The sequence below is a fragment of the Yoonia vestfoldensis DSM 16212 genome (assembly GCF_000382265.1).
GTDB lineage: Bacteria > Pseudomonadota > Alphaproteobacteria > Rhodobacterales > Rhodobacteraceae > Yoonia > Yoonia vestfoldensis.
In genome coordinates, this window is the sequence record NZ_KB907975.1 from 118683 (window position 1) to 142102 (window position 23420).

Annotated in this window: 21 protein-coding genes; 9 read left to right on the plus strand and 12 right to left on the minus strand. The window is 62.0% G+C overall.

The genetic code is table 11. From position 1 onward, the window contains the following. Window positions 1-2: 2 nt before the first annotated feature. A complete protein-coding gene (locus H147_RS0103870; RefSeq protein ID WP_019954030.1) occupies window positions 3-2237 on the plus strand; it encodes a xanthine dehydrogenase family protein molybdopterin-binding subunit in 2235 nt (744 codons plus the stop codon). A 66-nt stretch (window positions 2238-2303) separates the two neighbouring features. Here the strand turns inward: H147_RS0103870 and H147_RS0103875 are convergent, their stop codons facing one another. From H147_RS0103875 to H147_RS20475, 5 genes are all read right to left on the minus strand, one after another. Beyond that, a complete protein-coding gene (locus tag H147_RS0103875; RefSeq protein WP_019954031.1) occupies window positions 2304-2993 on the minus strand; it encodes a D-lyxose/D-mannose family sugar isomerase in 690 nt (229 codons plus the stop codon). An 18-nt stretch (window positions 2994-3011) separates the two neighbouring features. Next, entirely contained in the window at window positions 3012-3779 is a 768-nt protein-coding gene (locus H147_RS0103880; RefSeq protein ID WP_019954032.1) for a gamma-glutamyl-gamma-aminobutyrate hydrolase family protein, read from the minus strand. 140 nt (window positions 3780-3919) lie between these two features. Continuing rightward, on the minus strand, window positions 3920-4348 hold the full coding sequence (locus H147_RS0103885; RefSeq protein WP_019954033.1) for a GlcG/HbpS family heme-binding protein: 429 nt from the start codon (window positions 4346-4348) through the stop codon (window positions 3920-3922). Window positions 4349-4376: 28 nt separating this feature from the next. Continuing rightward, a complete protein-coding gene (locus tag H147_RS0103890) occupies window positions 4377-6524 on the minus strand; it encodes a malate synthase G (protein WP_019954034.1) in 2148 nt (715 codons plus the stop codon). 98 nt (window positions 6525-6622) lie between these two features. Continuing rightward, complete coding sequence (locus tag H147_RS20475; protein ID WP_081625816.1) at window positions 6623-6766, minus strand: DUF2256 domain-containing protein; 144 nt, start codon at window positions 6764-6766, stop codon at window positions 6623-6625. Between the two features lie 167 nt (window positions 6767-6933). Here H147_RS20475 and H147_RS19290 point away from each other — a divergent pair, with 167 nt between their 5' ends. The 3 genes from H147_RS19290 to H147_RS20245 all read left to right on the plus strand — a co-directional run bounded on the left by H147_RS19290 (window position 6934) and on the right by H147_RS20245 (window position 9836). Then, a complete protein-coding gene (locus tag H147_RS19290) occupies window positions 6934-7809 on the plus strand; it encodes a 1-acyl-sn-glycerol-3-phosphate acyltransferase (protein ID WP_019954036.1) in 876 nt (291 codons plus the stop codon). An 84-nt stretch (window positions 7810-7893) separates the two neighbouring features. Beyond that, the gene (gene gatB, locus H147_RS0103905; protein ID WP_019954037.1) at window positions 7894-9405 is read left to right on the plus strand and encodes an Asp-tRNA(Asn)/Glu-tRNA(Gln) amidotransferase subunit GatB; all 1512 of its coding nucleotides are present in this window, start codon (window positions 7894-7896) and stop codon (window positions 9403-9405) included. A 62-nt stretch (window positions 9406-9467) separates the two neighbouring features. Beyond that, the gene (locus tag H147_RS20245) at window positions 9468-9836 is read left to right on the plus strand and encodes a DUF4177 domain-containing protein (protein WP_081625820.1); all 369 of its coding nucleotides are present in this window, start codon (window positions 9468-9470) and stop codon (window positions 9834-9836) included. On the opposite strand, the gene H147_RS0103915 is transcribed toward H147_RS20245, so the two are convergent. Further along, window positions 9837-10055, minus strand: a complete 219-nt coding sequence (locus H147_RS0103915; protein ID WP_019954039.1) for a BolA family protein — start codon at window positions 10053-10055, stop codon at window positions 9837-9839. It abuts the gene before it with no gap. Between the two features lie 111 nt (window positions 10056-10166). Between H147_RS0103915 and H147_RS0103920 the strand changes: the two genes are divergently transcribed. Beyond that, window positions 10167-10802 carry a DnaJ domain-containing protein gene (locus H147_RS0103920; RefSeq protein ID WP_019954040.1) on the plus strand — a complete coding sequence of 212 codons (636 nt, stop codon included), beginning with the start codon at window positions 10167-10169 and terminating at the stop codon, window positions 10800-10802. Window positions 10803-10902: 100 nt separating this feature from the next. On the opposite strand, the gene H147_RS0103925 is transcribed toward H147_RS0103920, so the two are convergent. After that, a complete protein-coding gene (locus H147_RS0103925; RefSeq protein ID WP_019954041.1) occupies window positions 10903-11436 on the minus strand; it encodes a hypothetical protein in 534 nt (177 codons plus the stop codon). Between the two features lie 262 nt (window positions 11437-11698). Here H147_RS0103925 and cobS point away from each other — a divergent pair, with 262 nt between their 5' ends. After that, window positions 11699-12685: a cobaltochelatase subunit CobS gene (gene cobS, locus H147_RS0103930; protein WP_019954042.1), complete on the plus strand. Its 987-nt coding sequence runs from the start codon at window positions 11699-11701 to the stop codon at window positions 12683-12685. Window positions 12686-12753: 68 nt separating this feature from the next. Here the strand turns inward: cobS and H147_RS0103935 are convergent, their stop codons facing one another. Beyond that, window positions 12754-13338, minus strand: coding sequence for an NADPH-dependent FMN reductase (locus H147_RS0103935; RefSeq protein ID WP_019954043.1), 585 nt, complete (start codon window positions 13336-13338; stop codon window positions 12754-12756). A 151-nt stretch (window positions 13339-13489) separates the two neighbouring features. Here H147_RS0103935 and cobT point away from each other — a divergent pair, with 151 nt between their 5' ends. The 3 genes from cobT to H147_RS0103950 all read left to right on the plus strand — a co-directional run bounded on the left by cobT (window position 13490) and on the right by H147_RS0103950 (window position 17581). Continuing rightward, window positions 13490-15367 (plus strand): cobaltochelatase subunit CobT, encoded by a 1878-nt coding sequence (gene cobT, locus H147_RS0103940; RefSeq protein ID WP_026352231.1) that lies wholly within the window; start codon window positions 13490-13492, stop codon window positions 15365-15367. A 64-nt stretch (window positions 15368-15431) separates the two neighbouring features. Further along, the gene (locus H147_RS0103945) at window positions 15432-17210 is read left to right on the plus strand and encodes an aminopeptidase P family protein (protein WP_019954045.1); all 1779 of its coding nucleotides are present in this window, start codon (window positions 15432-15434) and stop codon (window positions 17208-17210) included. Window positions 17211-17239: 29 nt separating this feature from the next. Next, complete coding sequence (locus tag H147_RS0103950; RefSeq protein WP_019954046.1) at window positions 17240-17581, plus strand: DUF427 domain-containing protein; 342 nt, start codon at window positions 17240-17242, stop codon at window positions 17579-17581. Here the strand turns inward: H147_RS0103950 and H147_RS0103955 are convergent. The 4 genes from H147_RS0103955 to lpxC form a co-directional block, all read right to left on the minus strand. After that, entirely contained in the window at window positions 17578-19248 is a 1671-nt protein-coding gene (locus H147_RS0103955; protein ID WP_026352232.1) for a chloride channel protein, read from the minus strand. The two genes, H147_RS0103950 and H147_RS0103955, sit on opposite strands and share 4 nt — an antisense overlap. A 429-nt stretch (window positions 19249-19677) precedes the next feature. After that, the gene (gene recN / locus H147_RS0103960; RefSeq protein ID WP_019954048.1) at window positions 19678-21327 is read right to left on the minus strand and encodes a DNA repair protein RecN; all 1650 of its coding nucleotides are present in this window, start codon (window positions 21325-21327) and stop codon (window positions 19678-19680) included. 36 nt (window positions 21328-21363) lie between these two features. Then, window positions 21364-22188 carry an outer membrane protein assembly factor BamD gene (locus H147_RS0103965; protein WP_081625821.1) on the minus strand — a complete coding sequence of 275 codons (825 nt, stop codon included), beginning with the start codon at window positions 22186-22188 and terminating at the stop codon, window positions 21364-21366. A 144-nt stretch (window positions 22189-22332) separates the two neighbouring features. Further along, a complete protein-coding gene (gene lpxC / locus H147_RS0103970; RefSeq protein ID WP_019954050.1) occupies window positions 22333-23250 on the minus strand; it encodes a UDP-3-O-acyl-N-acetylglucosamine deacetylase in 918 nt (305 codons plus the stop codon). Window positions 23251-23420: the final 170 nt, after the last annotated feature.

The following is a 23420-nucleotide window of genomic DNA, read 5'->3' on the forward strand; positions in this document are numbered from 1 at the left end:
TCATGGCCAGTTTTCGTAAGATCGCCCGCCGCACCTTTCTGATCGGGTCCGCCGCCATCGTGGGTGGCGTCGCTTTCGGTGTCTATCAGGTCCGCAAGGACGCCCCCAACCCGCTGGTCGCGCAGACCGGTGAAGCCGTGCTGACACCTTTTGTGTTGCTTAACCAAGACGGCGTAACCGTCATCGCGCCCCGTGCCGAAATGGGGCAAGGCGTGCAGACCACGCTGGCCGCCCTTGTCGCCGAAGAGATGGATGTCGCATGGGAGGATATCACTGTCCTGCACGGCCCGCCCGCGCAGGCCTATTACAATCAGGCACTTCTGGGCCTTGCCCTGCCGTTCCGCCATTATGCCGACACCGATTTCCGCCATAGCCTGCGTCAGGGGATCGGCGAGGTGGGCAAGCTGCTGCATCTGCAGGTGACGGGCGGGTCCACGTCCATGAAGGACGGGTATGAGCGGATGCGCCATGCCGGGGCCAGCGCCCGCGAGGCGCTGAAACTGGCGGCGGCGGCGCAATTGGGCGTTGCGGCCAGCGAATTGCGGACCGCGGACAGCCATGTCATCGCCCCAGACGGCACCCGCATCGCCTATACCGCACTGGCCGAGGCAGTGCGTGACATCGAATTGCCGGAAGTGGCGCTGCGGCCCAAATCTGAATGGAAATACCTCGGCAAATCCATGCCGCGCCTCGACATGATGGCCAAGACGACCGGCACCGCGCAATTCGCAGGTGACGTGCAGCTTGACGGGATGAAGTTCGCCACCGTACGGATCAACCCCAAACGCGCGGGCATGGTGTCTTATGACGACACTGCCGCGCGCGCGATGGCGGGGATTGAGGCAGTGATCGATCTTGGCGATGGCATCGCCGTTGTTGCGTCGAACACCTGGCTGGCCATGCAGGCCGCCGAGGCGGTGGAGATTGTCTGGCAAGACGCGACCTATCCCGCCGATACCGCAGGCATGGTGGCAGCGATCACAGCGGCCTTTGACGCGGCCCCCGACAGCACCGTGCGCGACGATGGCGATGTGACGGCTGAGATTTCAGGGACCGAGGTAGTGGCGGAATATACTGTGCCCTTCCTCGCCCATGCTACGATGGAGCCGATGAATGCCACCGCCCTTTTCTCCGGCGACAGGCTGGAAATTTGGACCGGCAATCAGGCCCCCGTGATGACGCGCGACAAATGCGCGGCAGCGGCGGGGATTGCCCCCGAAGCCGTCACCGTCCACACGACGCTGATGGGCGGCGGTTTCGGACGGCGGGGCGAGACCGATTATTCGGTGCAGGCCACGCGCATTGCAGCAGCCCTACCCGGCACGCCGATCCGCATGACCTGGACCCGGGAAGAGGACATGCGCCACGATTTCTATCGCCCCGCCGCGATGGCGCGGTTCCGGGGTGTGGTCGCGGATGGTACCGCCCAACTGATCGACGGCAAGATCGCGGCCCCTTCGGTGTTCCGGCAATCCGCCTTGCGCCAGATGGGGCAGGTCCCCCCCGGCCCCGACCGCGCCCATGTCGAAGGGGCGGCAGACCAGCCTTACGGCGTGCCGAATTTCCGCATCACGGGGCATCTGGCCGATCTGAGCGTGCCTGTCGGGTTCTGGCGGTCGGTGGCGGCATCGTTCAACGGGTTCTTTCTGGATACCTTCATCGACGAAATGGCCCATGCGGCGGGCAGTGATCCGTTGCAATTCCGGCTGGCGCTGGCCGCGCGTGAACATGCGCCTTCGGCTGGCGTGATCCGTGCCGTGGGCGAGATGTGCAGCTGGACGGGCGAGACACCCGCCAACATCGGGCGCGGTGTGGCGTTCTGCCATTCCTTCGGCACCGCCACCGCACAGGTGGTCGAGGTCGAGGACACCGGGCGCGGAATCCGCATCAACCAGTGCTGGATCGCCTGTGATCCGGGTATCGCGCTCGACCCGTCGATCATCGAGGCGCAGATGGTGTCGGGTGCGATCTATGGCTTTTCAGCGGCGATGCAGGAAGAGGTGACATTCACCGACGGGGCCGCCGATCAGGGCAATTTCACCGATTACGATGCGCTGCGGATGCATACGACGCCACGGTTCGACGTGCGCATTCTGGAAACCAGCGCGCATCTGGGCGGGATTGGTGAACCGGGCACGCCAACCGCAATGCCAGCGCTTGGCAATGCTCTGTTCGATCTGACGGGCGTGCGGGCGCGGGAATTGCCGCTGATCAAAACCTTTGATCTGATCCTGTGATGCCGTGACAGGCAAAAATTTTCGAGGAAAATTTTTGGCGCGCCGAAATTTTTTGACAAAAAATTTCTACGCGGACAGCCAGTCCGCGTAGTCACTGACCAAAAGATGCGTCGGTACGACGTCCTCCTCGATCTGCGCAAAACGCCCGATCGGGTCGCGGAAGATGTTGTCGGTCTCGTCGTCGTTAACGGTCGAAACCTCGCCGATCAACACGTCGCCACCCTCGCCCCAAAAGGCGTGCCAGTCGCCGGGCATCAGGGTCACGCTTTCGCCGGGCGCAAGGCGCAGCTTGTCGCCGGGGGTGAAGGCCCGCGTGATCCCGTCGCACATGACCACGCCGCCTGCGGTTTCGTCGAAATGGCCAGCGGGGTCAGAGCCGTAGAGTTCCACAACCAACGTCGCACCGCCGCGATTGATGATATCCTCGGCCTTGATGACATGGGTATGCATCGGTGACAGCTGGTCCTGTTTGGAAATCAGCAGCTTTTCGGCATAGCACATGCCACCGCCGCGCTGCAGGTCAGACAGCCGCCCGTTGCGCAGGGTGAACAGGAACAGGCCCATGTCGTCATAGCGTCCTGCGCCGTAATCGGTGATATCCCATCCGCAGCGCGCGTCGATTACGGCTTTTGCATCTGCGGCACGCGCCTTGAACAGGTCCGGCGACCAATAGGCCCACGGCGGCAATCGAAAGCCGTAGGACCGGATCATCTGATCCGCTTCGGCCATGATATCATTGATGCGCGAGCGTTTCATGCGCAAAGGCGTAATCGTCTACGAAACCTTGCGCAAGGCCCCCGCTGCCCAGTCGCGGCACGCATCGCCAAAGGCGGTGAACAGCGGGCGCGACACCGGATCGGCATCGGCGTTCCATTCGGGATGCCATTGCACCGACAGCGTGAAGCCCGGCGCATCGGCGATATAGATCGCCTCTGGCGTACCGTCGGGCGCGTGGCCGTCGACGATCACGCGGGGGCCGGGTTGCTTGATCCCCTGTCCGTGCAGCGTGTTGGTCATGACGCTGGGCGCCCCCATCAGGTGGTGGAAAACGCCACCCTGCCGGAAGGTCACGGTATGGCGCAGGGCGAATTTCTCTTCCAAACTGCCGTCGGGGGGCATCCGGTGGTTGTCACGCCCCGGCAGGTCGCGGATTTCCGGGAAGAGCGTGCCACCCATCGCGACATTGACCTCCTGAAAGCCGCGGCAGATGCCAAGGATCGGCTGGCCGCGCGCCACGCAGGCGCGGATCAGCGGCAGGGTCAGGCGGTCGCGGTCGCGGTCGAATGTGCCGTGGGCGGGGGTTTCTTCCTCGCCGTATTCCTCGGGATGGACGTTCGCGCGCGCGCCGGGGAATACAAAACCGTCACAGATATCCAGCAAGGTCTCGATACAGACCAGCCCCGGATGCGACGGCACGATCAGCGGCTGACAGCCCGACACTTCGGCCAAGGCCTGCGCATTCATCGTGCCAGCGGCATGGGCGGGGTATTCGTCGTTGATCAGATAGCTGTTGCCGATGATCCCGATCACTGGTCGGCGCATGTCATTCTCCTGCAGGGTTGCACAGAGGATAGCCGCGCCGCGCCCAAAGCGGAAGGGATGTCAGACGCACAAGGGGGCATGCGCTGACGCACATGCCCATGAAAACGGCAGATCGCCGCACTGTCGCGGGGAAATCGGGCTTAGGCTTCGCCCGTCAGCCCTGCCGCTTCGATCCCTGCCATCGCGGCAATGACGTCATTGTCGGATGTATCGCCCGTCACGCCGACAGCACCGATGACAGCACCTTTCTTGTCGCGCACCAGCACGCCGCCCGGGACAGGCACGACCTGCCCGCCATACACGCCATTGATCGCGGCCATGAAAAAGGGCTGCGCCTCGGCGCGGGCCATCTGCGCCTTGCCTGCCATACCCAGCATCACCGACCCATAAGCCTTGCCATGGGCGATGCCGAAGCGACCGGGCGATGCGCCGTCTTCGCGTTCGAACGCCTTCACATGGCCGCCCGCGTCCAGCACCACGACCGACAGCGGCTTCAGCTCCAGTTCGCGCCCTGTGGCCAGCGCCTTGCGGATGATCGTGCGGGCCTTCGTGATCGAAATCTCTGACATTCTCGTCTCCATCGCGGGGGTTGCCGCCTTAGTGGTTGCGTTGGGCTTTCAGTTCCAGACGGCGCTGGTGCAGCACGGGTTCGGTATAGCCCGAGGGCTGTTCGCGCCCTTTGAACACCAGATCACAGGCCGCCTGAAAGGCGATGCCGTTGAAATCGGGGGCCATGGGGCGATAGGCGGGGTCGCCTGCGTTCTGGTCATCCACGACGCGCGCCATCTTCTGCATCGCGTCCATCACCTGATCGCGGCCCACCACGTCATGATGCAGCCAGTTCGCCAGCGCCTGTGACGAGATCCGGCAGGTGGCGCGGTCTTCCATCAGGGCCACGTTATTGATGTCGGGGACCTTGGAACAGCCGACACCCTGATCGATCCAGCGGACGACATAGCCAAGGATGCCTTGCGCGTTGTTTTCGACCTCGCGCATTTTCTGCGCATCGGTCCAGCGCTGGTATTGCGCCAGCGGAATATCAAGGATCGAGGACACATAGGCACGCCGCCCGCCTTTGCGCAGCCGCGCCTGCACCGCCATGACGTCGATCTTGTGGTAATGCAGCGCGTGCAGCGTCGCGGCTGTCGGGCTTGGCACCCAGGCGCAGTTCGCCCCCGATTGCGGATGGCCGATTTTCTGTTCCAACATCGCGGCCATCAGGTCGGGCATGGCCCACATCCCCTTGCCGATCTGCGCGCGCCCCGAAAAGCCGCATTCCAGCCCGATATCGACGTTCTGATCCTCATAAGCGCCGATCCACTGCTTGCGCTTGATGAAATCCTTGCGGCTGAAGGGGCCTGCCTCCATCGAGGTGTGGATTTCATCGCCGGTGCGGTCCAGAAAGCCCGTGTTGATGAAAGCCACACGCGATTTCGCGGCGCGGATACATTCCTTGAGGTTGACGGTCGTGCGCCGTTCCTCGTCCATGATGCCGATCTTGACGGTGTGGCGCGGCAGGCCCAGCGCATCCTCGACCGCGGCAAAAATGTCGTTGGTGAACGCGACTTCTTCCGGGCCGTGCATCTTGGGTTTGACGACATAGACAGAGCCATGCGCCGAATTGCCGCCCTCTTTCGCCAGATCATGCAGCGCGATCAGCATCGTGACCATCGCATCCATCAGCCCTTCGAACACCTCTGCGCCATCCGCGTCAAGGATCGCGGGATTGGTCATCAGATGGCCCACGTTGCGAATCCAGAGGAGCGCGCGGCCTTTCAGCGTGACATTGCCGCCATTCGGCGTGGTATAGTCACGGTCGGCGGCCAGTTTGCGGGTCATCGTCTTGCCGTTCTTGACCAGATCGGCGGTCAGGTCGCCCTTCATCAGGCCCAGCCAGTTGCTATAGGCAAGCACCTTGTCTTCGGCATCGACGCAGGCGACCGAATCCTCGCAATCCATGATCGCGGAGACAGCGCTTTCCAGCCGGACATCGGCCAAAAGCGCCTGATCGCGGCTGCCGATGGGATGGGCGCGGTCGAACACCAGTTCCACATGCAGGCCGTTGTTGACCAAAAGCACCGCATCGGGGGCCTTGGGGTTGCCGCGATACCCCGCGAATTTGGCTGGATCGCGCAAGGGTGCATCGTCGATCAGCAACTGGCCGTCTTGGACGTGATAGCGCGCGACATCGGCGTGGCTTTTGCCTTCGATGGGGAAAGCCTCGTCCAGGAACACGCGCACACGGGCGACGACGCGCGCGCCATGGCCACGATCATAACCGCCGCTCGGAGGCTGCACACCCATCGCGTCGGTGCCATAGAACGCATCATACAGGCTGCCCCAGCGCGCGTTTGCGGCGTTCAGCGCAAAACGCGCGTTGGTGATCGGCACGACCAGTTGTGGGCCGGGGATTGTGGCGATTTCCGGGTCCACGTTGGCGGTGTCGATTTCGAAATCGTCGCCTTCGGGGACAAGATAGCCGATATCCTTGAGGAAATGTTCATAGGCGACGCGGTCATGTGGCTTGCCGCGCTGGCCGACATGCCAGGCGTCGATAGCCGATTGCAGGTCGTCGCGTTTTTGCAGCAGCGCGCGATTGCGGGGCGTCATGCTGCCCACCAGACCCGCAAAACCCGACCAGAAAGCATCGGGGCTGATCCCGGTGCCGGGCAGAGCCTGCGTGTCGATAAACGCCGCCAGTTCGCTGGCGACCTGAAGCCCATGTTTTGCAACGCGATCGGTCATGGCTGTAATTCCTTCTATCCCGGCATGCGGCGGCATACCTGTGCCTTGCCGCACGAATTAGAACACAAGTTTCCGATAGGCAACACGGGCGGGCGGAATCAGTTGCGCGTCCCGCGACACTTGTCTGAGCAATAGCGCACAGACTCCCAGACCTTGGCCCATTTTTTGCGCCAGGTGAACGGCCTGCCGCAGGTGGCGCAGGTCTTTTGGGGCAGATCAGATTTCTTGCGCATCTTGGGCATGGGACGCAGCTAGGCTGGCGCGCCGTGAAATCCACTGTCAGGCAACCACAATAAAACACACGCGAAACTTCGCTGATCCGGTGTCGCGCGCCGGGCCTTATTTGCAATTTTTGCAAAAAAGTCCCAATGTCGTGGAACCGTTACACAATTCTGGTGTTTGAGAAGTTATGGAAAAGCGTATCACGCCCTTGATCGCCGAGCGTGCGCCGTGGCTTTATGCGGACAGGCCCGGCACGCGTGTCGTGCGAGAGGCGCTGCACGCCATGCTGGGCTATGAAAAGACGCTTCAGATCGCGCGCAAGCTTGAACATGCCGAGCCGGCCCGGATCATGCAGGAGATGGCAGAGCGGCTGGCCCTGCTGGTCGACAGCAAGGGCCTTGGTCATTTGCCAGCCCATGGCCCTGCCTTGATCGTGGCAAACCATCCCACGGGAATCGCCGACGGGATCATCCTGAACCACCTGATCGCGCGCACCCGGCCTGACGCCTATTTCTTTGCCAACCGCGATATCCTGCGTGTGTTCCCGCAAATGGACACGATGATCGCACCTGTCGAATGGCGCAAGGAACTGCGCAGCCATGCCAAGACCCGCGAGACGATGACCTTTGTGCGCACCGCGACCGAAGCAGGGCGGCTTGGCGTGATCTTTCCGTCGGGGCGGCTGGCCAAACGGCGCGGGCTGTCGCTGCATGAACGCCCGTGGATGGCCTCTGCCGCGATGCTGGCGCGCAAATTCGACCTGCCGGTCATTCCGGTCAACATTCAGGCGCGCAATTCGGCGCTGTTCTACCTTTTTGATCGTATCCACCCAACGCTGCGCGATATTACCTTGTTCCATGAGACGCTGAACAAAGACCGCCAACCCTTTGTCGTGACCATGGGCGAACCGATCTCGGCCTCGGCCATCCCGCGCGACCCGGAGGAAGGGATCGCCCTGCTGCGCACCGCGACACTGGCACTGGGCGGGGAACATGCGCCGGTGGTCAATCTGATCGCGACAACACGCCCGTGGCTGTCCAAAGACGCATCTACCGCACCTTGAAGCGGGGCCCGCGTTCTTTTAGAGATCGCGCAAACCTGCGCGTTTCGGTAAAGATCGTGCAGACCTGAACCAAGGATGCCCGCAATGCTTGATCTGACATATGACGCCCCCGCACCCAAAGTCATCGCAGGTGCGACCGGCGATTGGGAACTGGTGATCGGGCTGGAAGTCCATGCGCAGGTCGCGACCAACGCCAAGCTGTTTTCCGGTGCCTCGACCCTGTTCGGTGCCGAACCCAACAGCAACGTGGCTTTCGTGGACGCAGGCATGCCCGGCATGTTGCCCGTCATCAACGAGGAATGCGTCGCACAGGCGGTGCGCACCGGGCTGGGGCTGAGGGCGCAGATCAACCTTGTGTCCGCCTTTGACCGCAAGAATTATTTCTACCCCGATTTGCCGCAGGGCTATCAGATCAGCCAGCTGTACCACCCCATCGTGGGTGAAGGCGAAGTGCTGGTCGAAATGGGCAACGGTCTGGCCCGTCTGGTGCGGATCGAACGCATCCATCTGGAACAGGACGCGGGCAAGTCGATCCACGACATGGACCCTGCGATGTCTTTCGTCGATCTCAACCGCACGGGTGTCGCGCTGATGGAAATCGTCAGCCGCCCCGATATTCGCGGGCCAGAGGAAGCCGCCGCCTATGTGCTGAAACTGCGCCAGATCATGCGCTATCTGGGCACCTGCGACGGCAATATGCAGAACGGCAACCTGCGTGCCGATGTGAACGTGTCGGTCTGCCGTCCGGGCGATTATGAACGCTATCAGGCGACGCAGGATTTCAGCCACCTTGGCACGCGCTGCGAGATCAAGAACATGAACTCCATGCGGTTCATCCAGATGGCCATTGATTACGAGGCCCGCCGCCAGATTGCACTGCTGGAAGACGGCAAAAGCGTCACGCAGGAAACGCGGCTTTACGATCCTGACCGGAACGAGACACGCTCGATGCGGTCCAAGGAAGAAGCGCATGATTACCGCTATTTCCCCGACCCCGATCTTCTGCCGCTCGAAATCGAACAGGCGTGGGTTGATGACATTGCGGCCAAGCTGCCCGAACTGCCCGATGCGAAAAAGGCGCGGTTCATTGCGGATTTCGGCCTGTCGGAATATGATGCCTCGGTCCTCACAGCCGAAGAAGAAAACGCCAGCTTTTTCGAAAAGGTGGCCGAGGGACGCGACGGCAAACTGGCTGCAAACTGGGTGATCAATGAACTCTTCGGCCGCCTGAAAAAGGACGACCGCGATATCGCCAGCAGCCCGATTTCCGCCGAACGTCTGGGCCAGATCATCGGGCTAATCAAATCCGACACCATTTCGGGCAAAATCGCCAAGGACGTGTTCGACATCGCCTATACCCAGAACCGCGACCCCGAAGAGATCGTGGAAACCGAAGGCATGAAACAGGTCACCGACACCGGCGCCATCGAGGCTGCGGTGGACGCCATCATCGCCGCCAACCCCGATCAGGTCGCAAAAGCGCAGGCAAATCCGAAATTGGCCGGCTGGTTCGTGGGTCAGGTGATGAAGGCCACCGGCGGCAAGGCCAATCCGGCGGCGGTCAACCAGATCGTTTCGGCGCGGCTTGGGCTTTAGGATGATTGGACATCCGCGGCGGGCTTGCTATGGTCCGGCCTCTGGCATCAGGGAACATCACGATGACATATGAATACAAGGTCGTACCGGCCCCCTTGCGCGGCACGAAAGCGCCCGGCGTCAAGACGAACGAAGATCGCTTTGCCCTGTCGCTGGAAAACGCGATGAACGAACTCGCGGCGGATGGATGGGAATATATCCGCGCCGACACGCTGCCCTGCGAACAGCGCGAAGGGTTGATGAGCAAGACGACGGTCTATCAGAACATGCTGGTGTTTCGCCGCGCCAAGGTCGTCAACACAGCCCCAAAGATGAAGGCACAGCGCCCCGTGCCAGCCGCGCCATCCGTGACGCCACCCGCTGAAAAAGTGCAGAAAAAGGTCGTGCTTTCGGACGACAAGCCAGCGCCGGACGCGGCAGCAAACGATTGATCAGCGCAGGTCGATCGCCAAAGCGTGAATCCGGGCCATCAGGTCGGGGCCAATAGCGGCATGGATCGCCCGGTGCCGTGCGATCCGCGACATATCATCCAGTGACGACGCCTTGATCACGACACGCCAATGGCTTTCGCCTGTCCCGTCGTCACCCGCATGGCCCGCGTGTTTGTGGCTTTCGTTGATCACGTCGAGCGTCTGAGGGTCGAGCGTCATCAGTCTTGCGTGAATTTCAGCCTGCAATGCCATTATTTTCCCTCTGCCCTCTTCTCTCTGTCGCTCAGGGGTCTACAGTCTGTCGTCCGAGTCGGAAAGATGAGATGCGCCATGAAAAAAGATGATCCCTTCGGTTTCGATATGTCTGTGTCGGGTTCCAAGAAAAAGAACCCGCGCGGGCGCCGTGGCATGTCCGGGGCGTCGGAAACATCGACGCGCGTCTGTGATCACGAAGGCTGCGACCGCCCTGCGCCGTTCCGCGCGCCCAAATCGCCCGACGTTCTGGATGATTATTTCTGGTTCTGTCAGGAACATGTCCGCGAGTATAATCTGAAGTGGAATTTCTTCGACACCACGTCAGAGGCCGAACTGGCCGCGCAGATGGACAAGGACCGCGTCTGGGACCGCCCCACCAAGCCGTTCAAGCGGTCGGTCGAGGAACGCGCCTGGGCCCGTCTTGGCGTGGATGACGCGCATCAGGTGCTGGGGGCCAATGCGACCCGCAACCCCGGGCGCGGCGCCGCCGTTGGGCGCAAACTGCCGCCGACCGAACGGCGCGCGATCGACATTCTGGAAGCCAAGGACAATTGGTCAAAGCAGGAGATCCGCAAGGCTTACAAGTCGCTGATCAAGGTACTGCATCCCGACATGAACGGCGGCGACCGCAGCCAGGAAGAACAATTATCCGAGGTTGTCTGGGCTTGGGACCAGATCAAGGTCAGCCGCAACTTCCGCGACGCGGATTAAGGCGTTTCGGGGCAGGCTTGAAAGCAAACTGCCGCTTTTCACCGTCCAGCGGAGCGTGACGCCGCGAAAAGTGGCTCCGGCTCTTCCCGAGGTGTTCTGATCACTTGCGATAGAAATAGGCCTGTGACAGCGGACTGAGCGACGATTGCGCCTGCTTTTCCTGTGCCGACAGGATCGCGAGGCGTTTGCGCTCGACCTGAGCCAGCAGCCAGTGGGCGATGAAAACGCCGCTGCACCAAAGAGCCGCGACCACCGGATTTTCAAGGAAAGCGGACAGCACGATGAACGGCGCGTAGATGGTCCCGTAGATCGGTGTGATCAGGCTGCCGCCAATCAACGATGCGAGTATTAGCATAACCAGCGCCCCGAAACAGGCCCTGACCGCGCCCAGCGCACCGGGCGTGCCGACCCAGCCCCGCGCGATCATCAACGACGTCAGGCCCGCCAGACCTGATGCAAAGATCATCCAGCCATCGTAAATGCCGATCCCGCCCGGCGCTGTCGGCCACATGGCCGCGTCACTCAGGATCATGTAGCCTGTCAGCCCTGTCAGCACCGTCACAGCCGCATAAGCCAAGACTGCGGTTCTGCCGTCTGTCGTTGTGATGGACCCGTTGAAAATGCGCGCGACCATTGCGCTACTCCTGAAACAAGGACATTCTTCAAATTCTGCTGCAAAAAACGGCAAGAGGCTGTGCCGACGAACGGTCTTGCCTATCTCATGTTTACCATAGGGAACCCCGCAAATCAACGATTCCAGCGCGATGCGCGTCATGTCGCACAGGCCGAACGGGCAACTTGCCTGATCCCGTCGGACGGGGTGGCGCTTGCCGCTGGCTGCGTTATGTTGCATCCGAGAATTGATTGCGACCTATCAACCAAAAAAGGCAAGGCACATGGCCGACGGCACCACAGACATGCACGCGAAACCCACCGAGGACATCTCCGTCAAGGACGTGTTCGGCATCGACAGCGACATGAAGATCAAGGGTTTCGCGGAAAGGTCCGACCGTGTGCCCGAGATCGACAGCACCTACAAATTCGACCCCGAAACGACGCTCGCGATTCTTGCGGGCTTTGGCTATAACCGCCGCGTGATGATCCAGGGCTATCACGGCACCGGGAAATCGACGCATATCGAACAGGTGGCAGCACGGCTGAACTGGCCCTGCGTGCGGGTGAACCTTGACAGCCATATCAGCCGGATCGACCTGATCGGCAAGGATGCGATCAAGCTGCGCGACGGCGTGCAGGTCACCGAATTCCACGAAGGCATCCTGCCTTGGGCGCTGCGCAACCCTGTCGCCATCGTCTTCGACGAATATGACGCAGGCCGCGCGGATGTGATGTTCGTGATCCAGCGCGTGCTGGAAACCGACGGCAAGCTGACGCTGATGGACCAGAACGAAATCATCACGCCGAACCCCTATTTCCGTCTGTTCGCAACGGCCAACACGGTCGGTCTGGGGGATACGACGGGGCTGTATCACGGCACCCAGCAGATCAACCAGGCGCAGATGGACCGCTGGTCGATGGTGGTGACGCTAAACTATCTGTCGCATGATGCCGAGGCCGCGATCGTCCTGTCGAAATCGCCGCATTACAACACCGACAAGGGCCGCCGCACGATCAGCCAGATGGTCACCGTCGCCGATCTGACGCGCACGGCCTTCATGAATGGCGATCTGAGCACGGTGATGTCGCCGCGCACGGTGCTGGCCTGGGCGGAAAACGCGCGGATCTTTGGCAATGTCGGCTATGCGTTCCGGCTGTCCTTCCTGAACAAATGCGACGAATTGGAACGCCAGACGGTGGCGGAATTCTATCAGCGCTGTTTCGACGAAGAACTGCCCGAAAGTGCGGCAAGCCTGAGCTTGAAATAAAAGTAAGCCGGGGAAAACCCCGGCCTACGGTCGTGATGTAGGTCGGGGTTCTCCCCGACCTTTTGCGTTCAGCCGCGTGCGGCTTTGGTCGCGTTTGCCCACCAGACGATATCGTCCAGCGTCGCGTTGACCGAAGGCATCAGGTGATCGGCGATGGTGTCGATCTCGGCATTGGCGCCCAGCGGATGCACGCCGAAGAAATCGCCGCCACCGATGTGGACCGCATTGCGTACGGGCACCATCTGCAGTTCCACGGCGATGTTGCGTAGGTGTTCCAGCGCGCGTGTGCCGCCGACCGACCCATAGGCGATGGCAGACATCGGCTTGCGGTTCCATTCGTTATAGGCCTGATCCAGCGCGTTCTTCAGCGCGCCGGTGATCGAGCGGTTGTATTCAGCGACAACAAAGATGTAGCCGTCGAATTCGCCGATCTTTTGCTGCCATTTCACGGCGCGTTCGTCCGAAGATGGCATCCAGAGGTTGCTGGCCATCTCGTCGAACAGCGGCAGGTCGAAATCGCGCAAATCGACCAGTTCGACATCCATGTCGTCGCGGGCCTGTGCCTGTTTCAGCATCCATGCGGCGGGTTTGTCGGCAAAGCGGGTGGCGCGGGTCGATCCGATGATCAAAGCGATCTTTGGTTTCGTGGTCATGTCATCTCTCCAGAATTGGGTATGCGATGGATACTAGATGCGGCAAGACGGGTCTTGTTGCTACGGGCACCACGGCGCAGGGTCTGTGCAAAAATACGCAAGGCGCGCAGGCCCCCTTGCCCCTGCCCTGATCCGGTGGTTTATCTTTGACATGCAAAAACCATCCGACAATCCCGCCGATCCGTTCAAGAAAGCCCTGGCCGAGGCGACCAAGGTCATGGCAGATGACCGCGAATTGTCGGTGACGTTCTCGGTCGATCCCTCCGGTCAGACCGCCGAGACAATGCGCCTGCCGCAGGTGTCGCGCCGCATGACCCGAGACGAGGTGTTGCTGGCGCGCGGCACGGCGGACAGTTTCGCGCTGCGCCACAGGTTCCACGATGCCGCGACCGCTGCGCGCTATATGCCGCAAGGCCAGATGGCGCGCGATCTGTACGATGCGATGGAAACCGCCCGGATCGAGGCTGTCGGCGCACAATACATGCCCGGCACCGCCGGAAATATCGACGCCAAGATCGGCAACGAAGCCAAGCGCAAAGGCTATGACCAGATCACCCAAGCCTCTGACGCGCCGCTGCCCGTCGCGGCGGGCTATCTGATCCGGCATCTTGCGACGGGGCGCGATCTGCCTGCGGGGGCGGATAATGTCATGGAGCTGTGGCGCGGCTTCATCGAGGATCATTGCGGCGGCACGCTTGAAAACCTCAATGCCACGCTGAACGACCAGAAAGAATTCGCCCGTTTCGCGCGGCAATTGATTTCCGATCTGGGCTATGGCGACCAGCTGGGCGACGACCCTGACCAGCTCGACGACGATCAGGACGAGGCCGCCGAGGACGGCAGCGACGATCAGGACGAACCCGACAGCAGCGGCGACAATGACGGCGACAGCGAGGAGGCCGAAGCCAGCCCCGAACAAAGCCAGGAAAGCCAGCAGGACGCCAAACAGGCGCAGGTCAGCATGGATGACCAGGCTGATGCCGAGATGGGCGAAGAAGTCGAGATGCCAGAGGGCGAGGCCCCGATGGACCCGCCCCAACCCGCGCCCGTGTCGGACGCCGACCCCGATTACAGGGTCGCCTATACCGCGTTCGACGAGGAAATCGGCGCACAGGATCTGGCCGAACCTGTGGAGCTGGACCGCTTGCGTGCCTATCTGGACCAGCAGCTTGAGCCGCTGAAAGGCGCTGTGTCGCGGCTTGCCAACAAGCTGCAACGCCGCTTGCAGGCGCAGCAGAACCGGTCGTGGGAGTTTGACCGCGAGGAAGGCATTCTGGATGCAGGAAGGTTGGCGCGGGTTGTGGCCTCGCCCACCACGCCGCTGAGCTTCAAGGTCGAGAAAGACACCGATTTCCGCGACACGGTGGTGACGCTTCTGTTGGACAATTCCGGCTCCATGCGGGGTCGGCCGATCTCCATTGCCGCGATCTGTGCGGATGTGATGGCGCGCACGCTGGAACGCTGCGACGTGAAGGTCGAAATCCTCGGGTTCACGACCAAGGCGTGGAAAGGCGGCCAAAGCCGCGAGAAATGGCTGGCCGATGGCCGCCCCGCCACACCCGGCCGCCTGAACGACCTGCGCCATATCATCTATAAATCCGCCGATGCGCCGTGGCGGCGGACGCGGCCCAACCTTGGGCTGATGATGAAAGAAGGGTTGCTGAAGGAAAACATCGACGGCGAGGCGCTGGAATGGGCGCACCGCCGGATCACCGCGCGACACGAACAGCGCAAGGTGCTGATGGTAATTTCCGACGGTGCGCCGGTCGATGACAGCACTTTGTCGGTGAACCCCGCCAATTATCTGGAAAAGCACCTGCGCGACGTGATCGCGATGATCGAACGCCGCCGCGCAGTCGAGCTTGTCGCGATCGGGATCGGCCATGACGTGACGCGCTATTACGAACGCGCGGTCACCATCACCGATGTCGAGCAACTGGCGGGGGCGATGACAGAACAGCTTGCCAGCCTGTTCGACAATGATCCGCGCAAAAGGGCGCGCGTCTTGGGGATGCGCAAGGTCGGCTGATCCGGTTCTGGCGAACCGGAGGCCTTCGGCGAGAGTATTTTTGGAAAAAAGAAGTGGGGGCGCGATGTTCCAGAGTTTTGATGCGCAATCGAGCCCAGATCAGGGGCCAGTGCGGCTAGCCGATCTGCGGGCACAGATGCTGGCCGCGGGTGTGGATGCTTTTCTTGTGCCGCGCGCCGATGCCCATCAGGGGGAATATGTGGCGGCGCGCGATGCGCGGCTGCGTTGGCTGACGGGGTTTTCGGGGTCGGCAGGGTTTTGCGTGGCGTTGCAGGACCGCGCGGGCGTGTTCATCGACGGGCGCTACCGTGTGCAGGTTTTATCAGAGGTGGCAGAGTGCTACACGCCCGTGCATTGGCCCGAGGTGCAACTGGCCGACTGGCTGAAGGCCGCGCGCCCTGCGGGTGGCGTGCTGGGCTATGACGCGTGGCTGCACACGGTGGACGAGATCGCAAAGCTGCGCGCAGCGCTGCCCGCGTGGGAGCTGCGGGCCGTGGACAATCTGGTGGACCGGATCTGGCAGGACCAACCTGCCCCGCCGGATGCGCCGTTCACGGTGCAACCGCTGGATCTTGCGGGGGAAGATCACGCCGCGAAACGCGCGCGGCTGGCGCAGGCGCTCAGCGCTGATGCCTGCGTGCTGACCTTGCCTGACTCCATCGCGTGGCTTTTGAATATCCGTGGCAGCGACATTCCCCGCAATCCGGTGCCGCAGGGCTTTGCCATTCTGCACCGCACGGGGGCGGTGACCCTGTTTGCGGGTGCGGGCAAGGCGGACGGGATCGTGGACCATCTGGGCCCCGATGTGACCCTGCGCGATGTCGTAGATTTCCTGCCTGTCTTGCAGGGCATGACCGGCGCGGTGCAGATCGACCCCAAGACCTGCCCCGATCTGGTGGCCAGCACGCTGGCGGGGGCGCAGGTCGTGCATGCGCCTGACCCTTGCATCCTGCCCAAGGCCTGCAAGAACGCGACCGAGATCGCGGGCGCGCGTGCCGCGCACGACCGCGACGCTGTGGCGATGGTGCGGTTTCTGGCCTGGCTTGATGCCACCGCCCCCCACGGCAGTCTCACCGAAATCGACGTTGTGCGCGCGCTGGAAGGGTTCCGGCGCGAGACCAACGCGCTGCGCGACATCAGTTTCGAGACGATCTGCGGGTCCGGCCCCAACGGTGTCATCGTGCATTACCGCGTGAGCGAGGCGAGCAATCGTAGTCTGGGGCAGAACGAATTGCTGCTGGTGGATTCCGGCGGGCAGTATCAGGACGGCACGACCGATATCACCCGCACCATCGCCATCGGCACGCCGACCGCGACGCACCGTGCCTGTTACACCCGTGTGTTGCAGGGGATGATCGCGGTCAGCCGCATCCGGTTTCCGCGTGGCGTGGGCGGGCAGCATCTGGATGCGCTGGCGCGCGCGCCTTTGTGGCTGGCGGGGATGGATTATGACCACGGTACGGGCCATGGCGTGGGCAGCTACCTGAGCGTGCATGAAGGTCCACAGGGAATTTCCCGCCGGTCCGAGGTTGCCTTGCAGGAAGGGATGATCCTGTCGAACGAGCCTGGCTATTACCGTCCCGGCGCTTTCGGCATCCGGATCGAGAACCTGATCGTCACGGTCAAGGCGCAACCCCTGCCCGGTGCCGATGCGCGCGACATGCTGGCCTTCGAGACGCTGACGCATGTGCCATTCGACCGCCGCCTGATCGACAGCGATCTGTTGACGGGCGCAGAACGGGACTGGATTGATCGCTATCATGCCGATACATTGGTGCGTGTCGGCCCACGCCTTGACCCGCCAACCAAAGACTGGCTGGTCGCGGCCTGCGCGCCTTTGTAACCCGAAATTCTTGCCCCGAAGGACCTTTCATGTCTGATCACATCACAATTCGCCCTGCGACCGGCACATGGGTCGTGCGCGCCGGTGGCGCCGTTCTGGGCGAATCCACCGATGCGCTGGAACTGACCGAGGGCGATTATCCGCCCGTGATCTATTTTCCACGCGCCGATATCGCCATGGCGTTTCTGGAACCGTCGGACACCACATCGACCTGCCCGCACAAGGGCAGCGCTTCCTATTACGGGATCGCGGCGAAAAGCGGGCTGATCAAGGATGCCGTCTGGTCCTATGAGGACCCCAAACCTGCCGTCGCGGAGATCAAGGGATACCTTGCGTTCTACACCAGCAAGGTTGCGGTCGAGGAAGTCTAGGAATGTTCCTCGGCGGCGGTGTCCGACAGGGCGCGGTTCATCGCGCGCAGGGCATCGACCTGATATAGCGCACCCAGCAATTCGGGCGTGTCCGCTTCGCCGCCCAGGGACAGGACCGGCAGAAATGCCTCTCCGCTCCGGTCGAAAAGTGGCATCGCCTGTTCCAGCGTCGCAATCCGGTCAAGATACAGCCCCTGTTGGACCAAAGCCCAACAGGCCTCTTCAGGGGCGTCACGCAGATGGGTCACGACAGGGATCGTGGCGAGCAGATAGGCTTGGGGTCCTGCCGCCAGATGCACGCCGCGGCGTTCCAGCTGGGTCAGAAAGAACGACCTGTCCACCAACCGCGAGGCAAGTGCGGTGGACAGTGACACGGCGACCATCACCGCCAGCCCCGTCTGCCAGTCGCCTGTCAGTTCGAACACGATCAGCGTCGTGGAAATCGGCGCCCCCAGCACGGCAGCGGCGACAGCGCCCATGCCTGCCAGCGCGTAAAGCGACCCTTCGCCCGACACGTTGGGAAACACCGATGTCGCGATCAGGCCATAGGCGAGGCCGGTCAGCGCCCCGATCATCAAGGATGGTGAAAACACGCCACCGCCCATCCGCCCACCGATGGTGATCGCCACGGCAAGGACCTTGATTGCCACAAAGACAATCGCTTCGTGCAGCAAGAGCGATCCGGTCAATGCCGCGGTCGTGGTTTCATAGCCGACCCCGATGATATGGGGAAACCAGATTGCCAGCCCGCCCAACAAGGCCCCGGCAACCGCCGGCCGCAGATAGCGTGGCAGACGCAGGATGGATTGCCCGAAATTCGCCAGATCATCGGCCCAGAAGATCGACTTCATCAGCACAACCGCGACAAGCCCGCAGACCAGCCCCAGCAGCAAAAAGGCGGGAAGCTCGACATAGAACCCCAGCGCGTTCTGCACGGGCAGGACGAATTCCGCCACATCGCCGAACACCAGGCGGTTGATCACCGTGCCGACCGCCGAAGCGATGACAATCGGCGCGAAGGCATGGACAGCAAAGTGCCGCAAGATCACCTCGAGCGCGAACAAGGCACCCGCGATCGGCGCATTGAAACTGGCGGAGACAGCAGCCGCGACGGCACAGCCAAGCAGGTCGCGCCCGGTAATCCCGTTCGCCTTGATCCAGCGGCAGACAATGGTGGACAGCACGGCGGCCAGATGGACCACCGGGCCTTCGCGCCCGCTCGACCCGCCGGTGGACAGCGTGATGAGCGACGCAACAGCCGACGCCAGCCCCCGCCGTACCTCGACCCGGCCACTGGCAAGCGCCGCCCCTTCTATGACGTCAGCGACGGATCGCACACGGCCGTCATCGGTGAAACGATGCAGGATCAAACCGACGACCAATCCGCCGCAAATTGGCACGGCCAGCACGTGATACCACGCAAGATCGGCAGCAAAGCTATGCAGCTTGAGAAAATCATCGGTGCCGTAGACACTGGATTGCAGCACCGAAATGCCAAGCCGGAACAACACCGCCGCGCCACCTGCCGCAATGCCGATCGCCAGCGCGATGAACCAGAACTGGATCTGGTTCGGCCCATGCGTTTTCATCACATGCAGGGCGTCCCGACACACAAGCCGAACATGGGCGACACCTTGGTCAAGGGTCGATTTGACTGGTGTGCGCATATGCTGCCCGCTGTCTTTAATGTTCCGCCGTCCGGTCGGTTGTTGCGTCTATCCGCGTTGATAACTTGGCGATGATGCAGGTCCAAGCCCCGAATGCGCCACGGCTGTCACAGAGACATCGGAAACGTCAGTGGCCCGGTCTATACTTTCGTATAGGTTGCCTTGCCCTGCACAGAATTGTTACATTCTTCTTCAGAGCGTTGCTCTTGTGTTGTTTGATGGTGAACTTGGAAAGACTGGTTTTGTGGCCGGGCTGACAAGAGTTAAGGAAGCGGGCGTTTGCGGCCGTTTACCAAAAAGATCGGATTTGCCCATCCCGGAGGTGAGTGGCCGGGGTGGCAAAAGTGAAAGAGTGGGTAGGGTAACCCGTGTTGTCTAGGGGTGGTGTAGCGGGCGCGGCAACGTGTCGGCGGCGCTGCCCCTAATTTTTCAGGCCTTTATCAGGGCCTTGGCCGCTTCGCGCGCCGCTTCTGTGACGGTGTCGCCCGACAGCATCCGCGCGATCTCGTCGATCCGCGCACCGGCATCGAGTGGCACGACCGTCGACAATGTCTCATCCGCATGTTGGTGTTTTTCGACGCGCCAATGATGGCCGCCCAAGGCTGCGACCTGCGGTGAATGGGTCACGACCAGCACCTGCCCGCCCTTTGCCAATTCCGCCAGACGCCGGCCTACCGCATCCGCGGTCGCCCCGCCGATGCCACGGTCGATTTCGTCAAAGATCATCGTAAGCCCGTCAGCCCCTTGGGTCAGACAGACCTTCAAAGCCAAAAGAAACCGGCTGAGTTCGCCGCCCGAAGCGATCTTGTTGATCGGCCCGGTCGGCGCGCCGGGATTGGTCGCCACTGTAAAGGCCACCGCGTCGATACCGTCCGGGCCGGGATCTGCATCGGTGATTTCAGTCGTGAAAACAGCACGTTCCATCTTGAGCGGTGCAAGTTCTTCCGCCATCGCAAGGTCCAGCTTGCGCGCCGCCGCCTGCCGTTTGGCACGCAGGCCGGACGCGGCCGCATTATAGGTGGCCTGCGCCGCATGCAGGTGATCGGACAATGCCTTCAGGCTGTCGGACGATCCATCCAGTACCGCAAGCCGCCCGCGCAGGTCATCGGCAAAGCCGCGCAGATCATCGGGCAGCACGTCATGTTTGCGCGCCAATCCACGAATAGCGAACAGGCGCTCTTCGGTCTCCTCCAACGCAAAAGGATCGAACGACAGCGCGTCCAGACAGGATTCGATCCCGCGTTGGGCATCGTAAAGCGACAGCATCATCGCCTCGATGGCGGCAAGGGCCGTGTCAAGCTGGCCTTCGGCCTTGTCGGCTGCCCCTTGCAGCCAGCGCGATGCGTCATTGATCAACCCTTCGGCGCCTTGCAGGCCCAGCGCCTCATGCGCGCGGGCGATGTCAGTGCGGATCTTTTCGGCGCCCTGCATCAAGCGGCGCTGTGCGTCGAGCGTCGCTTCTTCGCCCGCCTCGGGCGACAGCGCGTCAAGTTCGGCGACGGCGTGGCGCAGGTAATCTTCTTCGGCACGGGTTTCGGCAACCTTGGCCTCGGCTGCGGCAAGCGCCTTGCGCGCGGCCGCCAGCGCGCGCCACGCTGTTTGCGTCGCAACCAGTTCCAGATCGACACCGGCAAAAACATCAAGCATCTGGCGGTGGCCACGCGGGTTCAAGAGGCCGCGGTCATCATGCTGGCCGTGCAATTCAACCAGTGTTTCGGACAGCGCACGCAGCACATCGCCGCTGACGCGGCGGTCGTTCACCCAAGCCGTCTTGCGCCCGTCACGGGTATTGATACGGCGCAGGATCAACTCGTCCTCCACCTCTAGCCCCGCGTCTTGCAGGATCGTGCGGGCCGGATGGTCGGCGGACAGGTCGAACCATGCTGTCACTTCGCCCTGATCCGCGCCTTGCCGGACCAGCTCGGCCCGCCCGCGCCAACCCAGAACAAAGCCAAGGGAATCGAGCAGGATGGATTTGCCCGCGCCGGTTTCGCCGGTCAACACGTTCAGTCCAGGCTGGAAGGACAATTCCAGCCTGTCGATGATCAGCATGTCCCTGATGTCTAAGCCGCGCAGCATGTCGCACCCCGAAGGGCGGGGGCAACCCCGCCTTGGTTAGAGCCACTCACCCCGTACCACCTGCCGATAGATCGACGCCAGCCAATTGTCGCCCAAAGGCTCTGCGGCAAGGCCGCGCCCGGTCAGTAAGGCAAAGCTTGCCTCATACCATTCGCTGGACTGGTAGTTGTAGCCAAGGATCGCACCTGCGGTCTGGGCTTCCTCAGTCAGACCCAGCGACAGATAGGCTTCCACCAGACGGTGCAAAGCCTCGGGGGTGTGGGTCGTGGTCTGGAAATCCTCGACCACGGTGCGGAAACGATTGGCGGCCGCGGCGTAATTCGCGCGCTTGAGGTAATAGCGCCCGATTTCCATTTCCTTGGCGGCAAGCTGGTCAAAGGCCAGATCGAATTTCGCCACGGATGCAGCGGCATATTCGCTGTCGGGATAGGTTTCGATCACATTGCGCAAGGATTGCAGCGCCTGAAAGGTCAGCCCCTGATCGCGGCCGATATCGGAAATCTGGTCATAATAGGACAAAGCCAGCAGATAGGCCGCATAGGGCGCATCCTGTTCGGCAGGATAAAAATCAAGGAAACGCTGCGCTGCGGCGCGGCTGTTGGGATAGTCGCGGTCGCGGTGATAGGCGAACGCCTGCATGATCAGCGCGCGCTGCGCGAATTCGGAATAGGGATAAAGGCGTTCGATCTCGCCAAAGGTAAAGGCGGCGTCATCGGGGTTGCCCGCTTCAATCTGGCGTTCACCCAATTCGAAAATCTGCTGCGCACTCAGGTCTTCCAGTGGGACATTGCTGCCCCCGCCGCCGCAAGCCACCAGCAACATCAGGGCGGCAACCGCGCCCAAAACGCGTTTGTTTTTCATGTTGCTTGTCACGTCTGCTGTCCTCTTGCCTGACTGCCGCCGCACAGCACGCGGCGCGCTGCGGTTCCGGACGGGTCTAGCATACAAAATTCGGGGGCAAAATGCCTTTTGATCTTTGTGCGATCAACACGGCGACAACCCGTGTCAGGCGACTGCGACCAGATCGGCCTGGCTGACACCGACGCCCGGCAAACGGGCCGCGATATTGCTGTCGCAACGCACCATACGCCAGGCATCGGGCTGTGCGAACAGCGCGCGCAACAGCATGTTGGTCATCGCGTGACCCGCCCGCGACCCGGTGTAGCGGCCAAGGATCGGTGCACCAGCGGTGTAAAGATCGCCCAGCGCATCAAGCATCTTGTGCCGCACGGCTTCGTCAGGGTGCCGCAGGCCGCCCGGTGTCAGGATCTTGTCGCCATCGACAACGACGGCGTTGTCAACGGTACCACCCAAGGCAAGCCCCTGCGACCGCATCGTGGCGACATCCGAGGACCGGCAGAAGGTCCGGCTGTCACATAATTCGCGCACAAAAGCGCCATTCGCCATGTTCAGCGTCTTGTGCTGCTGGCCGATCGCGACGTCAGCGAAATCAATCGAAAAGTCGATCTGCAAGGTGGTCGCCGGGCGCAGCGATGCCGATGCAGCGCCCTGCCTGACGGTCACCTCACGAAGAACCTCGATCGCGTGCAGCGGCGCCGCCTCCGTTTGCAATCCGGTGGCGACGATCCCGCGCACAAAGGCTGCTGCACTGCCGTCAAGGATCGGGACTTCGGCCGCGTCGATGTCGATCAACGCGTTATGCACGCCGCAACCGGACAGCGCGGCCATCAGATGTTCGATCGTCGAAACCGACACACCATCCGCATTTGCCAGCCGTGTATTCAGCGGCGAGACGATGACATTCTGCCACAGCGCAGCGATGACAGGCGTCCCTGGCAGATCGACGCGCCGGAAGGCGATACCCGCACCCGCCTGCGCCGGACGGACAACGACCCGCACTGGCGCGCCTGTGTGCAGGCCGACACCTTCGAAGACGATTGGAGATTTTACGCTGTTCTGCACGAGAGAGAGCCAACTTCGCCATGAGAGATTTTCTTCTCCTTAGGTAGTGTGCAGGTGCAGCATGCTCAATTCACTCTTTGCGACGGACTGAAACATCATGTTTCAAAAACAAAATATTCGCTTATCCCATTGATATAAATGCCAAAGGCCGCATCGCTGCGGCCTTTGGT

Bases quoted from the DNA above. Each gene is read 5' to 3' on its own strand.
- H147_RS0103870 (WP_019954030.1), top strand. From the start codon at position 3: ATGGCCAGTTTTCGTAAGATCGCCCGCCGCACCTTTCTGATCGGGTCC.
- H147_RS0103875 (WP_019954031.1), bottom strand. From the start codon at position 2,993: ATGAAACGCTCGCGCATCAATGATATCATGGCCGAAGCGGATCAGATG.
- H147_RS0103880 (WP_019954032.1), bottom strand. From the start codon at position 3,779: ATGCGCCGACCAGTGATCGGGATCATCGGCAACAGCTATCTGATCAAC.
- H147_RS0103885 (WP_019954033.1), bottom strand. From the start codon at position 4,348: ATGTCAGAGATTTCGATCACGAAGGCCCGCACGATCATCCGCAAGGCG.
- H147_RS0103890 (WP_019954034.1), bottom strand. From the start codon at position 6,524: ATGACCGATCGCGTTGCAAAACATGGGCTTCAGGTCGCCAGCGAACTG.
- H147_RS20475 (WP_081625816.1), bottom strand. From the start codon at position 6,766: ATGCCCAAGATGCGCAAGAAATCTGATCTGCCCCAAAAGACCTGCGCC.
- H147_RS19290 (WP_019954036.1), top strand. From the start codon at position 6,934: ATGGAAAAGCGTATCACGCCCTTGATCGCCGAGCGTGCGCCGTGGCTT.
- gatB (WP_019954037.1), top strand. From the start codon at position 7,894: ATGCTTGATCTGACATATGACGCCCCCGCACCCAAAGTCATCGCAGGT.
- H147_RS20245 (WP_081625820.1), top strand. From the start codon at position 9,468: ATGACATATGAATACAAGGTCGTACCGGCCCCCTTGCGCGGCACGAAA.
- H147_RS0103915 (WP_019954039.1), bottom strand. From the start codon at position 10,055: ATGACGCTCGACCCTCAGACGCTCGACGTGATCAACGAAAGCCACAAA.
- H147_RS0103920 (WP_019954040.1), top strand. From the start codon at position 10,167: ATGAAAAAAGATGATCCCTTCGGTTTCGATATGTCTGTGTCGGGTTCC.
- H147_RS0103925 (WP_019954041.1), bottom strand. From the start codon at position 11,436: ATGGTCGCGCGCATTTTCAACGGGTCCATCACAACGACAGACGGCAGA.
- cobS (WP_019954042.1), top strand. From the start codon at position 11,699: ATGGCCGACGGCACCACAGACATGCACGCGAAACCCACCGAGGACATC.
- H147_RS0103935 (WP_019954043.1), bottom strand. From the start codon at position 13,338: ATGACCACGAAACCAAAGATCGCTTTGATCATCGGATCGACCCGCGCC.
- cobT (WP_026352231.1), top strand. From the start codon at position 13,490: ATGCAAAAACCATCCGACAATCCCGCCGATCCGTTCAAGAAAGCCCTG.
- H147_RS0103945 (WP_019954045.1), top strand. From the start codon at position 15,432: ATGTTCCAGAGTTTTGATGCGCAATCGAGCCCAGATCAGGGGCCAGTG.
- H147_RS0103950 (WP_019954046.1), top strand. From the start codon at position 17,240: ATGTCTGATCACATCACAATTCGCCCTGCGACCGGCACATGGGTCGTG.
- H147_RS0103955 (WP_026352232.1), bottom strand. From the start codon at position 19,248: ATGCGCACACCAGTCAAATCGACCCTTGACCAAGGTGTCGCCCATGTT.
- recN (WP_019954048.1), bottom strand. From the start codon at position 21,327: ATGCTGCGCGGCTTAGACATCAGGGACATGCTGATCATCGACAGGCTG.
- H147_RS0103965 (WP_081625821.1), bottom strand. From the start codon at position 22,188: ATGAAAAACAAACGCGTTTTGGGCGCGGTTGCCGCCCTGATGTTGCTG.